Source organism: Catenovulum sp. 2E275 (assembly GCF_025515275.1).
Lineage (GTDB): Bacteria > Pseudomonadota > Gammaproteobacteria > Enterobacterales > Alteromonadaceae > Catenovulum.
In genome coordinates, this window is record NZ_JAOPFU010000004.1 from 191,955 (window position 1) to 205,737 (window position 13,783).

The window sequence follows — 13,783 nt, forward strand, 5'->3', positions numbered from 1 at the left end:
CAAGCCGGATTAATCCGGCTTTTTAATTAACCTGAACTGCGTATAAGAAATGTTGAAGTAAATTTTTCAACAATTCGATTAAACAATAACAAACCTACCTTAATTTACGTTCCAACGAGTATAGTTTTTGTCTATCAAGGCATTTTTCTGTACCTAATAGTGAGCTATTAGTCAGAAAAATAACGATGAGAGGCGGAAAAGTAGCCCGTTGGGCAAATTCTATTATGTGCAGTTCAGGTTAACTAAAGCCGAAAGACCTGATTATAAGTATCCTTCACATTTAAATTATCAGGTTGTAATTTAAGAGCCTGTTTAGCCCAAACTTCAGCTTTAGATTGCTGACCTTGTTTAAAATAAAGCCAAGCTAAATTATTTGCTAACACCCAATCTGTATATCGAATACTTTCCAATGTGCCGGACTCTAATATTTGCAACGCAAGCTGAGGCTCTTTTTGTATAAACCAATCAGCAATGTACTTGTAGGCTTCAATATTTTGTTTGTTTTCGTTTAAATAAGTTAATGCCAGTGCTTTAACCTCTTCGGTTTTATCTACTTTATCAGCCAACCTAAATAAATAACTTAGCCGGTGGAAATCTTCAGCTAATTGATAAGCCTGTAAAAAATAAAAATAAGCTTCTTTATTAGATTGTTTTTTTAAGGCTAGCTCAGCTGCTAAATCATAATAAAAAAGGCTATTTGCTTGGGTATGCTTTAGTATATTTTCAGCTTTGGTTAAATGATTACTAAGCAGATAAGCTTTCGCTGTTAATAGGTTAAGTTGTGGAATTGCTAATTTTTTTTGAGCAGCCAGTTCAGTTAAATTTAGCACCAAATCAGTTTGTTCAATGTGAAAGGCTGCATTAATCATGGCCTGCATCGCATCAGGACCATTTGAGGTATCTTTTAAAATAAATTGTTTAATACCAGCCGCTACCTCTGAAAAATTATCAGTCGCTAATTTTGTTTTAATAAAAGCTATCCAGTTTATTTCAGGCCATTTTGTCATATCCGTTTGAGCTAAATATTTAAGTAATAATAAATACTGCTCCTGATTTAATAAATAAAGGCAATTTAAGCGGTTAAAATCTAATCCAACTGGCAAAGTTAATAGCTCATTTAAATGCTTTAAGTTTAGTTGATTAAGCTTATTTAATGCATCCAAGCGAGCGGTATACATTAAACTATCAGGATAAGATAATTTAATAATTTGATTAGTAAGATCTAATACTTGTTGGTTATTTTGCTCAACTAATGCTTTTTGCAAAAAATATTTTAGGCTCGGTACATTATCTGGCTCTATTTTATAAGCCTCAGTTAAAGCATGCTCAAATTCAATTAAATTCTTATTTTGCATCGCTAACCAAGCTTTTGTGTAATAGGTATATAAATTCTCGACACCTGAGCTTTGCCACTGCTCTAATAAGCTTGTGACCTGATATTTATCAGCAGGATTTAATAGCGGTATTAACACCAACTGTTGTGATTGATATAAACGGTTTTTTTGCGTTATGGCTTTTAATAAAGCCTGCTCTAAATAATCAAACTGAATTTTTTTGATGTTTGCGACTTTAAGCTGCTGTTTATGGGCTTCATTTAATTGAGTTTGATTAGCATGTAATTTAATTTGTTTTGCCAGCTCAGGTTGATTTAGCTGTTCCAACTTATTATTTAACTGAATAGCTAAAGCAACATCTAAAATACCTTGGGTATCAAACTCTTTATAAAGCTCTGCAGCTGTATCGATTTCATTTAAATGCAGCTTAGCTGTAACCAACATACGTAGCGCGGCATGATTCTCTGGTAAAACTTGGCTAATGCTTTGTAAGTAATAATTAGTTAACTCCCAGTTATGTAAATAAAAAGCGCTCATTCCGGCAATTAAACGATTTAAAGGTGAATCTAACCCCCAAGCAATAGATTGCTCTGCCAAAGATTTTGCTTTGTCATAATCCTTATCATAAAACGCAAGTGGTGCTGCTAATTGATCAAATAATGCGTTTTGCTCTTTTGCTTGGCCAAGCTGTTTAACTAAATCTCTAGCTAATTCATATTGCTCCGTTTTATATGCAATTAAAATCAGCATTACTTTGGCATCTAATCGATCAGGTCTGTGCTTTAAAAAAGCGACATAATGTTTAATTGCAGACTGATAAAGTGCCTGCTTTTGTTCAATTTGAGCTTGTAGAAGAATAGCTTCAGGCAATTTATAAGCCGTGTCAGATAAGCTGGACAGGATTTCTATCGACTGCTGAGGATCAACCTCTGAAATGACAGCAGCATAATGATATTTGGCATATTGGTCAGCCAGTTCCGGTAATTTTAGCGGCGCGAGTGGAACAGTTGAATCGATGGCTTTAGCTGCCTGTTTATTATTTTTTGCCCGCTGTAATTGATAGTGCGCCTGATAGATATTAAAACTATCTGGATCAAATACGGTTTTTGTTTTTGATAAAATCGAGTCCGTCAGGGTTAGTGAATCTTCACTTATTAAGCTAACATGAATAAAACAAGACCAGTCAGACTTACTTATACCAGCCAAATCAAGCATCTGATTATCAATACTCGACTCAAGCAAAGGTTGATAAAATCTGAGCGTATTCACAAAATCCCCTTTCAAATAGTAAATTCTAGCCAATAGAATCCGGGCATTGAGTATTTGCTGGTTATCATTTGTATTGATAGCTGATTGTAATAAAGTTTTGCTTTTAATTTCAGCATCCGCTAATGCATTTTGTTTTATATCCTGTTCAATTTCAGTAAATATTTGTGCTGTGGGTGCAGGCTCGCATGCCAATAAACAAACACCAAATAGGACAACAATTAAATTTGCTAATTTCAAAAACGAGCTCCTTAGTTAAATTTAAATTATTGGGATTTCAGTAACTTAAATAGAACTTGCTGACTAAAGTCATCGGTAGAATTAACATTGGCTTGTTGTTTAAATTTGTTTAACGCATCAATGAGTCCATCAGATACCTTACCATTTACCTCCCCCTGATAGAGCCCCTGAGCTTTTAGGCTCTTTTGTACTCTTCGAATTGTTTGAGTATAAACCTGTAAACCTTGACCGTTTGATTCTTTATGTTCTGCGCCAATAAATTCAATGATTCTGACATCATATAAAGAGCTCAGCATTTGAGTGGTGGCCTGATAAAAACTAATCGACGGATTTTTTCGGCAATGTGATAACAAATAATTCCCGAGCGTTTCAATATTCTCCCAAGAAACTATATCGAAAGTTTCAGCCAAGTATTGATTATGACCCGTTATATATCCATTAAGCCAACCAGCAAATAAATATTTTTCACTTTGATTATTTTCGGTAATTTCAACAAATTGGCTGCAAGGTAAATTTCCAACACCTTTAACTGCATATTTACCATTTTTATCAATTGCACAGAGGTTAAAACTACAACCTAATAATAAACAAAACAAAAACTTAGAGTATTTCATAGTCATCTCCTAAAAAACTTGTTAGCCAGTTTGACTAACAAGTTTTATATGTGGACTAATTCAACATCATTTTTTTACGATTAATTAATATAAAAGCAGCAAAAGCCAGCAAAAATAGCACCTGAGGCTCGGGCACATCTACAGGCCCTACCGATGCAATTATTGCACTCATTAACAATGTAGAGGCGCTACCCGTCCAATCCAGAAAAACAGGAAAAGCTGTCGCAAAATCAGGATCAGCAATGTCTAATAACATATCTAATCCAACTAATTTAAACGACGAGACCGCAGTAGCTAGCGTTGAAAAATCAAAAGTATCACCGGGGTTTAATGTCGCAACGACAACACCATCCACAACTACATCGACATCACCAAAACCATAACTTGCATCTGGGGTTGTCACTAAATCAAATACAGCGCCACCAGTTAATTCATATTCAAACCCATCTGAAAACGGTGGATCGAACCAGTTTGCAGGCTCAGGTTCAGTAAATACAAATTCACCTGGAGCTGGTACAAATGGTAATATTGGATTAGCCGGATTAGTACCCGGTTCAACTCCACCAACGCCACCAAAAGCAAATAAGAATGTGGCCGGCGTACCATCAAGTGGATTCCCAATATCAGTATCAATACCTGAATATTGACCTAACGAATAAACATTAGCGCCTAAAAATGAAATTGCAGACAGAGCATCAGCTTCAGTTGCTGTAGAACCATAAAAAATATTAAACGTTCTGGTATCTCCAGCCGCTAAATCACCAAAAGCAAAATCAAAGACAGAGCCATGGTCAGTAGGACCATTATCTTCAAAGTTAGAGTTTACCGTATCAAAGTTAATCCAACCTGCATTGACAGTAGGATCAAGCGAAGCAAAGCCGTTATCGCTGGCGAACCTGACATTACCACCAACAGATTCAAGGTTTTCAACTACGCCGCCATGGGTAACAAATTCGTTAAACTCATCATTTGGAATATCCCAGTCCATTGCCCGGCGGTAAACCAAATCTGTTATAGTTTCTAATGAATTATTACGAATAGTCACCGAAGCTTGAAAAACACCATCGGCAAGTGATGGGCCAAAAGCATGCCGAACACTTACTTCAGCGTCACTCAGATGAACCAAAGAGGTAGCTGTACTGCTGGTAGAGCCAAATTCACCACCAGAAATACCACTAATACCACTATTGTCGATACTAGCACCAGCGCCAAAACGTCCGACTGAGGTGGTTAATGCAATCCCCCAACCTTCACAGAGGCAACCTGGAGATGTTGCATCACCAACTCCATTGCGATAAAGCCCAAAAGGAATATTATCAGGCGAAGTACCATCAAACTCACTACCAGGTAAAGGTGCAACAAAACCAGCTGGTGCTGTTAACCCTTCGTTACTTGGAGTGAAGTTTAAATGCCCTTCATTATTAACCCCTAAAATCGTATCACCGTACTGAATAACGGCACCCGCTATCGCTAAACTTGAATTGAGCTGCAGCCCAATTGCAGCTGTGTACACAACTAACTTACACAGTATTTTTTTATTTATACCCATGTATCTTCTCCAGAAATTAGCTTGTTAATTTCCAGGTAAAGCAATACCCGTGGAAACGGCCAAATTGGTACACTCATAAACCGCCAACACCAAAAGCTACTAAGCAAGATACAAACCAGTAATTAAATTATTGATATAGCTACAATAAAAAAATAGGAATGAAAAAACTGTAAAAATCTTGGACATTATTTCGCTTAACAAAATAAGTCTAAAAGCAATTTAACAGGGCTTTAATACATTTATATTTTTGAATAAGCATCAACTAACTGAACTACCATCATTTAAAACAAAATATAAAAACTACCGTTAATATTGAAATAAAAATATTAGATATCATTGAAGTATTGGTAATTGTTTCTGCCAGACATTTTAGCTAATTAAATACCCAACTGAGATTACGCATCACGCGATTACCTCACTTATACCGAATAACAAAGTCAAAGTAACGTCATTCCAGAGACGTCGGGAATCTACTGTCGCCTGCAGCAACAAATATGGAAACTAACTTTCCAAATAAAAATACCGCACAAAAGATATAATTTAAGAATTGTATATGATGCAAGAAATAACCTTAAAAAAGGTAAGCAATGGCTTCGCTCTCAATAACTCAGACCACATACCTGCGTGACAGACCGCTGTTTTTTTAATACAAGCTAACCAACCGAACTACTGCCATTTACGACAAGATATACCAGTTTGATTTAAGGTCGTTTTTAAAAGAAGAAATTTAATATTGATTAAAAATATAAAATGAGAATTGTATAAAATAAGGAAGTTGTAATCTCTAAAGGATAAGAGATGGCGGAGTGGACGGGACTCGAACCCGCGACCCCCGGCGTGACAGGCCGGTATTCTAACCAACTGAACTACCACTCCGCAGTGGTGCTTTAAATTTAAAGCAAATCGTTCTGAATTTAAATATAAATGGCGGAGTGGACGGGACTCGAACCCGCGACCCCCGGCGTGACAGGCCGGTATTCTAACCAACTGAACTACCACTCCGCAGAGATATATTTAAATATTGTTTGATAATGATGGCGGAGTGGACGGGACTCGAACCCGCGACCCCCGGCGTGACAGGCCGGTATTCTAACCAACTGAACTACCACTCCGCAGTATTATCAAAAACTTTACACTAAGTTGGCGGAGTGGACGGGACTCGAACCCGCGACCCCCGGCGTGACAGGCCGGTATTCTAACCAACTGAACTACCACTCCGCATATTCTTAGCAAAAGCTTTGCTTTCTTAACTTTGGTTGCCCTCCGTCAGAAGCGGGCGCAATAATAAGGACTGAATGGGGTAGAGTCAACAGCTTTTTTAAAAAAAGTGAAATTAAGTTTCTTCTGGCAAGGTCAAGTCGATAATATCATCAGTTTCTGATGAAAAATCATTCACTTCTGTATTTTTCTCCTCAGCGGGAGTCGTTTTATCTGCTTTTTTCTTAGATTTAAATTTCAGTTTATTAAAGCTGATTTTTTTCCAAAACGGTGTTTTTGCCATAAAACCGAATTTAATGAAGACAAACGCCAAAATAAAAACAGTCAAATTCCCTAATACAACAATCAAAGTTATCTGACCCGCAGACATTTCAGGCTCAGGCTCTGCTTCAGGCAAACTTTGCATATTTTGCTGTGCTAATTGAGCTTCCAGATCAACGATAGGTTCAGGCTCTACCACAATAGGCGCGATATTAAAGGTAAACTCAGGGACATGAATCATTAAATCTCGTCCGTTAATATCTTTACCAAAAGCCGATAATTTAATTTTGTATGTGCCTGCACCATAGTTAAATAACATAAAGTGTTTTTCTGGTTCACTATCTTCTGAGATAGCAAAGCGCTGAGACTCACCGGTCGGATAAAAAACTTCACCGCTAAATGCAAATGTTGAAAAGTCGATTAAATCTGTATTTGGGGTGATTTTAAGATTATGCAGCTGATTGTCTTCTAAAGCTGATTCAATTTGTAAATCAAACGGATTTGGCTGTAATACAACAGGATTGAGTGTCAGTTCCCGATTAAACAACCCTAAGTCCAAAAATAAACTTGGCAACCATTCACCAGAGGCAATATTTAATCTGAACTCACCGGTAAAAATGCTATCTTTTCTTTTTTTATCAAATCCCTGCCCGTCATCTTTAAATTGAGCGACTTTCACTGCATCGGCAGCAAAATTTTCATACTCATTATTATTGGTGCTGGCAAATGTTACATCAAGCGATACCACATCACTAAAATCAGCATATTCAACCGGCTTACCGGCATTAAGTAAAGAAGCTGTTAGTTTAATAATTTCACCAGAAAACATTAACTCAGGAAAAGGCTGTGCTTGCAATTGAATATCTGACAGCACCATAATTTTACTATTACTATCGATCCGCCCAACCACTTGCCACGGCCCGACCATAGGGTTTTTAAGCCTAACCATATCGTAAGTTAGATCGTCATACCACTGGCCTTCGCTTTCATCTATAGTGGGCGCATAAAGTTTACTGCCATCGGGACGAATTAAAATAACGGGAGCCGAACCATATTTACGAAAAAACACCATGACAATTTCGTCAACATAATGATCAATCCGAAAGCGGTTTTCGATTAATTGAATGCCGGTAAGGTGCTCGGGGGAACCAATTAAACTAATAACATCCAGTGGGCCTAAGGTTTGTTTAGTTTGATTTTGCTGTGAATCTTCTGCCGGAATATCAGAGGTTGCTTGAGTAATAAGAGCTTGGCTCAGCACTGGCTGGGAATTTATAATTTGTTGCTGAGCCAATAAAGCAGGGCTTGTGAAAACAAGTAATATTAAAAAATAAAATGGCTTTAAAATAAGTTTCATACCTGCCTTCAAAAGTGCTAAAAGTTTAACTACGCCATAAACAATTCCCGGCGCTTTTTTCAATTAAATCAAGCCTTGCCTGATGTGCTTCTATTTCATCGGCAGTTGCAGCTAAAACCTTTAGTGGTTTTCTGTCTTGATCTAAACGAATAATTTTACCAACATCTTTGCTGTCACCAGTTTCTGCAGTTAAATTTAGCGCGGTTTGTCCACCTGTCATTAACAGGTAAACATCGGCTAAAATTTCAGAATCCAGCAAAGCGCCATGCAGCGTACGGTGAGAATTATCTATTCCGTAGCGGTCACACAATACATCCAAGTTATTACGCTTACCCGGAAATATTTCTCTAGCCATAGCCAAAGTATCGGTGATCCGGCAAATATCAGTTGTTTTTAAGCTTAATCCTAATTTTTCAAATTCATAATCCATAAAGCCAACATCAAACGGCGCATTATGAATCACCAGCTCTGCACCTTTAATAAACTCTATAAAATCATCTGAAATTTGTGAAAACGCAGGTTTATCTGCCAACATTTCATCGGTAATACCGTGAACTTCTATCGCTTCTGGGTCTACACTTCGGTCAGGTTTAACATAAACATGAAAATGATTACCGGTCAGTTTTCGGTTAATAATTTCAACACAACCAATCTCAATAATCCGATGACCTAAATAAACAGGGCCACCACTTTGGTTCATCCCCGTGGTTTCTGTATCCAATACGATTTGTCGTGACATAACTCAATTTATCCAAAAAATTGTAAATAAAATCAATCAATACCCAAATAAAATCTGGAATCTGGGTATACTATCCTTATTTTAACACAGTGATACTGCAAACTAGGATTTAAAATGAAAACAGTCGAACTTTACACTGACGGTTCATGCTTAGGCAACCCCGGAGCTGGCGGATATGGTGCAGTTTTACGTTACGGCAAACACGAAAAAGAGCTTAGTCAGGGCTATAAATTAACTACGAATAACCGCATGGAGCTACTGGCTGCTATTGCAGGTTTAGAAACACTTAATGCAAAATGCAAGGTAATTTTAACCACAGACAGTCAATACGTAAAAAATGGCATCACCCAGTGGATTTTTAACTGGAAAAAAAAGGGCTGGAAAACTGCAGATAAAAAACCGGTAAAAAATATAGATTTATGGCAAAGGCTAGATCAACAAACTCAGCGCCATGAGGTTGAGTGGCGCTGGGTTAAAGGCCATGCAGGACATGCAGAAAACGAACGTTGCGATGTACTAGCTCGCAATGCAGCCAGCAGTGATAACTTACTTGAAGATAGCGGCTATCAGGCTTAAATATTCGATTATTTAACCTGAGGTGCGTATGAGAAATGTTGAAGTAAACTTCTCAATAATTAGATTAAATAATGCCAAATCAAGCTTATTTTACGTTCCAACGAGGATAATTTTTTGTCTATCAAGGCATTTTTCTGTACCTAATAGCGAGCTATTAGTCAGAAAAATAACGATGAGAGGCGGAAAAATAGTCCGTTGGGCAAATTTTCTTATATGCAGCTCAGGTTATTTATAAATCCAGCCAGGGTTATTTAAAACTGGTACTTGAGCGAATTCCGCTTCTGATTCTAACGCCCTGCCCAACCGGCTGTAATTTAGGTTTCACTTTCCATTTTGCTTTAGTTGGCGTAAGCGGTAACTCCCGTTTACGCGCCACTAATAAATAAACAGCGCCAAAATGGGATAAATACTGGTGGGTGATCCCCGGGATCCAGCGCTTAGTATAATTACTCGGCTGTTTAGATAAAGAGCCATAAATAAATCTTTGATCGGCAACAACTTCACACCCTAATAGATTTAACCAGTCGCGTATTCGGTTAGGATTAAAAAAGCGAGATTGGGCAATAGGCGAATGTTTTAATTTAGGAAAAAACCTAAATAACCCAGTTAAACTAAATGGATTAAACCCAGTAATAAAAATATAACCGTTGGCTAAAACCGCTCTGTGCGCTTCGCGCAATACCTGATGTGGATCATGAGTAAAATCTAATGTATGCGCCAGCAATACAGCATCTACAGAATTTTCTCTAAAAGGTAAATGATGTATATCCGCAATAATGCCTTGTTTATCACCACTCACCCCAGCTAAATTGATTTGATGTTTAATTGGACAAACACTGGTATTGATTTCAGAGCTTAAAGCACCCACTTTTAATAAATGATAACCAAATACCTGCGGCCACCAAGGGTTTAAATGGCGTTCAATTTGCTTTTGCACAAATTTACCCTGCGGCAATTGTTGCCAGTTAAGCGGTGATTCTAATTGTAGATCTTGCAATGCAGGTTTCATCAAGTATTCAATTTAAGTACAATTTATCCTATCAACAGATATTAAATTAAATCAGTTATGAATCAAGTTATTGCATTAAAAGCCTTTGAAGATAATTATATTTGGGTGATCCACAACTCAAAATATTGCGTTTTTGTTGATCCCGGCGATGCTGGTGCAGTGCAAACGTTTTTAGCTCAAAACCCAGCTTTATCACCCGTTGCTATTTTAATTACCCATCATCACTGGGATCATACTCAAGGCGTAACCGAAATAAAAAAGTGTTTTCCAGCAATCACTGTATATGGACCGGCCAACAGCCCATTTAAAGCGATAGACAAACCCCTTATTGATGGCGACACCATTAACATTCAAGCACTTCAGCTCACACTGGATATTTGGCATACACCCGGACATACACTCGATCACATTGTTTATTTTAATCAACAATGGTTATTTTGCGGCGATACTTTATTTTCGGCAGGTTGCGGCCGTATGTTTGAAGGCACTCCAGAGCTATACAGCAGCAGCTTAAATAAACTCTTAACCCTGCCAGACAATATTAAAATATATTGCACCCACGAATATACACAAGCCAATATTCGCTTTGCAATTAGTGTTGAACCAACCAATCAGCAATTAATTCAATATCAGTACAACGTAAATCAATTGCGTGCGCAAAATAAAATAACTCTGCCAACCACCCTAGCGTTAGAAAAACAAATAAATCCTTTTTTACGTTGTAACAATCATAAGCTGGTTGAGCAAATTCGACTACAAAGCAAGCAGCCGCTTCAAAATCCAATTGAGACATTTGCCGCACTCAGAGCATTAAAAGACAAGTTTTAACCTCTACAGGACTGCTTTTAATTGCTTTAATGAGCAGTAATCAGTACCATTTCGCGCAGTTTTTACCGATTTATCCAAACTCTATTTAAGGTTTGTTATGCATAAAAAAGCAATTGCGTTTATTGCATGCTCAATACTGATGGGCTGTCAGCAATTATCAAAAGAACAACAAAGTGACCAGTCATCAGCAAAATTAAACAATAAAGAAATTCAAAATAACTTTATTGCGGCTGAAGTGAATCCTCAAAACCTGAGCAGTATTATTGATGTGACTAGCAGCGAGCCGCTTAATTTATCTGACGAAGACAATAGCCAAATTTATGGTGATGTTTGGAAGCGCATTCAGGCTCAACTCAATTTTAAGATCCCAGAAAACCGACGCTTACAAATTCAGCGTGCATGGTATGCCAAACATCCTGCTTATTTAAACCGAGTCGCTAAACGTGCTGAGCCTTTTTTATACTATATAGTAGAAGAAATCGAAAAACGCGGATTACCAATGGAACTGGCATTATTGCCAATTGTTGAAAGCGCATTTGACCCTTACGCCCACTCCCATGTAAATGCTTCTGGTTTATGGCAATTTGTGCCCGGCACAGCGCTGCATTTTGGGTTAGCCCAAAACTGGTGGTACGACGGCAGACGTGACATTGTTGCAGCAACCAAAGCGGCATTAGATTATTTAGAAAGGCTCAATAAACAATTTGACGGTAACTGGCTACATGCTTTAGCAGCCTATAACTCTGGCGAAGGTCGAGTTGCGCGTGCGATTCAAAAAAATTATCGCGCTGGTGAAAATATTGACTACTGGTCACTCGAACTCCCGCGAGAAACAGATGCTTATGTGCCTAAATTATTAGCGCTGGCCGATATTATCAGACAGCCACATAAATTTGATTTAGAGCTATACAGCATTCCCAATGTACAAACGCTCGATGTAGTAGAAATTGATCACCAAATAGATCTGTCATTAGCTGCCAAACTAATTGATATTCCAGTAGATGAATTAAAAGCCTTAAACCCGGGCTACAACCACTGGGCAACAGCCCCAGAAGGTCCACATAGGTTTTTATTACCCATTGAAAAAGCAGAGTTACTGGCCGAAAAAGTTAAAAACCTGCCACCAGAGCAATTAGTGACTTGGACCCGTTATAAAATTAAAAGCGGCGACAGTTTAAGTTTAATTGCCCAAAAGCATAAAACAACGGTTGAAGTGATCCGCAAAGCCAACAAAATTAAAGGCAATAATATTAGAGCCGGTAAGTTTTTAATGATCCCCGGACAAGGCGCCAGCAATCAACAAATTGCTCAAGTTGCCGCCCAAGGCTCACCACAAACGATTGCTAAAGCAACCCCGACCGAAATTGAATACATTGTGCAATCTGGCGACAATTTTTGGGAGATCAGCAAAAAATATAATGTCTCTGTAAAAGATATTGTTAAATGGAACAACTTGGCTTCTAATCAGGCAATTTATCCCGGCCAAACCTTAGTCATAAAACAAGATAACAGCGATTCAATTGGTTTTGCTCAAGGCGAAACCACCCGAAAAGTAAAATATAAGGTGCGAAAAGGCGATTCATTAGCTCGCATTGCGCAAAAATTTAATGTTAGCATTAGCGATATAGAAAGCTGGAATAAAATCAATCGCCGTAAATATCTGCAACCGGGTCAAACATTAGATTTACACGTAGATATCACTCAAATTTAACCGAGGATAAAAATGTTAGTTGTTATTTCACCTGCAAAAAACTTAGATTACGAAACTTCTGCGCCAACCAAACAATATACGCAGCCGGAGTTACTTGAACAGAGTCAAGAGTTGGTTAAAGTGTGCAAACAACTAACCCCTGCCGATTTATCATCGCTGATGAAAATCAGCGATAAATTAGCTGGTTTAAATGCCGCCCGATTTGCCGACTGGCAGCCAGATTTTAATTTAGATAACGCCAAACAAGCTTTATTTGCATTTAATGGTGATGTTTATACTGGTTTGAATGCAACTGAATTGACTAAATCGCAAATAGATTACGCCCAGCAACATTTACGCATTTTGTCTGGCTTATACGGTGTATTAAAACCGTTAGATTTAATGATGGCTTACCGCTTAGAAATGGGCACTAAACTTAAAAATGAGCGTGGTGATAACCTATATCAGTTTTGGGGTGAGATAATTACTCAAAAACTAAACCAGCAACTCAGCGAGATTCAGACTGACTATTTAGTTAATCTGGCCTCTAATGAATATTTTAAATCGGTTAAACCAAAAGCGCTTAACGCCACTTTAATTACCCCAGAGTTTAAAGACTGGAAAAACGGCCAATATAAAATCATTAGCTTTTATGCCAAAAAAGCGCGCGGTTTAATGGCGCGATACATCATAGAAAACAAAGTAAAAAAGCAAGCTGACTTATTAAAGTTTGATTTAGGCGGCTATCAATACGCACCAGATTTATCCAAAGCAGATAAGCCCGTATTTACCCGTAGATTAGAAGACTAAACCAACGCTTGGTTTATTTAGTCGGCTCAAACAATCCATTGTTATGCTTGGGGTGAGCCTGAATTCTAACATTGATAGTGTTAAATAAATTGTTGGGATTCACTTCGTTCGTCCTAACCTAAGCGGACTTTGTAACAAACAAAGCAAGAAATAGGTTTGTTTTTGGTAATAACTTTAAAAATAGACCAGATAAACTATTAAATATAAATCAGATGCGATTAGTAGGTCGCCATTTATGGCGAAATAGAGCTAGATTAAAAAGCGGTTTAATTTGGCGGCTTACGCTGCTTTG

General features: G+C 37.8%; 10 protein-coding genes and 4 tRNA genes. 4 read left to right on the plus strand and 10 right to left on the minus strand.

The features are described from left to right. Window positions 1–242 precede the first annotated feature (242 nt). The 9 genes from N7931_RS04280 to dnaQ form a co-directional block, all read right to left on the minus strand. Window positions 243–2,840: a hypothetical protein gene (locus tag N7931_RS04280; protein WP_262792171.1), complete on the minus strand. Its 2,598-nt coding sequence runs from the start codon at window positions 2,838–2,840 to the stop codon at window positions 243–245. A 26-nt stretch (window positions 2,841–2,866) separates the two neighbouring features. Next, window positions 2,867–3,454: an HdeA/HdeB family chaperone gene (locus tag N7931_RS04285; protein ID WP_262792172.1), complete on the minus strand. Its 588-nt coding sequence runs from the start codon at window positions 3,452–3,454 to the stop codon at window positions 2,867–2,869. 55 nt (window positions 3,455–3,509) lie between these two features. Continuing rightward, a complete protein-coding gene (locus tag N7931_RS04290) occupies window positions 3,510–5,003 on the minus strand; it encodes a hypothetical protein (RefSeq protein ID WP_262792173.1) in 1,494 nt (497 codons plus the stop codon). A gap of 799 nt (window positions 5,004–5,802) precedes the next feature. Then, window positions 5,803–5,879: transfer RNA gene (locus tag N7931_RS04295), tRNA-Asp, on the minus strand. Between the two features lie 49 nt (window positions 5,880–5,928). After that, a tRNA-Asp gene (locus tag N7931_RS04300) sits at window positions 5,929–6,005 on the minus strand. A 33-nt stretch (window positions 6,006–6,038) separates the two neighbouring features. Further along, window positions 6,039–6,115, minus strand: a tRNA-Asp gene (locus N7931_RS04305). Window positions 6,116–6,144: 29 nt separating this feature from the next. Beyond that, window positions 6,145–6,221, minus strand: a tRNA-Asp gene (locus N7931_RS04310). Between the two features lie 115 nt (window positions 6,222–6,336). Further along, a complete protein-coding gene (locus N7931_RS04315; protein WP_262792175.1) occupies window positions 6,337–7,839 on the minus strand; it encodes a TIGR03503 family protein in 1,503 nt (500 codons plus the stop codon). Window positions 7,840–7,864: 25 nt separating this feature from the next. Then, window positions 7,865–8,578 (minus strand): DNA polymerase III subunit epsilon, encoded by a 714-nt coding sequence (dnaQ, locus tag N7931_RS04320; RefSeq protein ID WP_262792177.1) that lies wholly within the window; start codon window positions 8,576–8,578, stop codon window positions 7,865–7,867. Between the two features lie 114 nt (window positions 8,579–8,692). Between dnaQ and rnhA the strand changes: the two genes are divergently transcribed. Continuing rightward, the gene (rnhA, locus tag N7931_RS04325) at window positions 8,693–9,154 is read left to right on the plus strand and encodes a ribonuclease HI (RefSeq protein WP_262792178.1); all 462 of its coding nucleotides are present in this window, start codon (window positions 8,693–8,695) and stop codon (window positions 9,152–9,154) included. A gap of 247 nt (window positions 9,155–9,401) precedes the next feature. On the opposite strand, the gene N7931_RS04330 is transcribed toward rnhA, so the two are convergent. After that, window positions 9,402–10,163, minus strand: a complete 762-nt coding sequence (locus N7931_RS04330) for a class I SAM-dependent methyltransferase (RefSeq protein ID WP_262792179.1) — start codon at window positions 10,161–10,163, stop codon at window positions 9,402–9,404. Window positions 10,164–10,220: 57 nt separating this feature from the next. On the opposite strand from N7931_RS04330, the gene gloB reads away from it, so the two are divergent. From gloB to yaaA, 3 genes are all read left to right on the plus strand, one after another. Further along, a complete protein-coding gene (gene gloB / locus N7931_RS04335) occupies window positions 10,221–10,991 on the plus strand; it encodes a hydroxyacylglutathione hydrolase (RefSeq protein WP_262792180.1) in 771 nt (256 codons plus the stop codon). A 97-nt stretch (window positions 10,992–11,088) separates the two neighbouring features. Further along, window positions 11,089–12,702, plus strand: coding sequence for a LysM peptidoglycan-binding domain-containing protein (locus N7931_RS04340; RefSeq protein ID WP_262792182.1), 1,614 nt, complete (start codon window positions 11,089–11,091; stop codon window positions 12,700–12,702). 12 nt (window positions 12,703–12,714) lie between these two features. Next, window positions 12,715–13,491 carry a peroxide stress protein YaaA gene (gene yaaA, locus N7931_RS04345; protein ID WP_262792184.1) on the plus strand — a complete coding sequence of 259 codons (777 nt, stop codon included), beginning with the start codon at window positions 12,715–12,717 and terminating at the stop codon, window positions 13,489–13,491. Window positions 13,492–13,783: the final 292 nt, after the last annotated feature.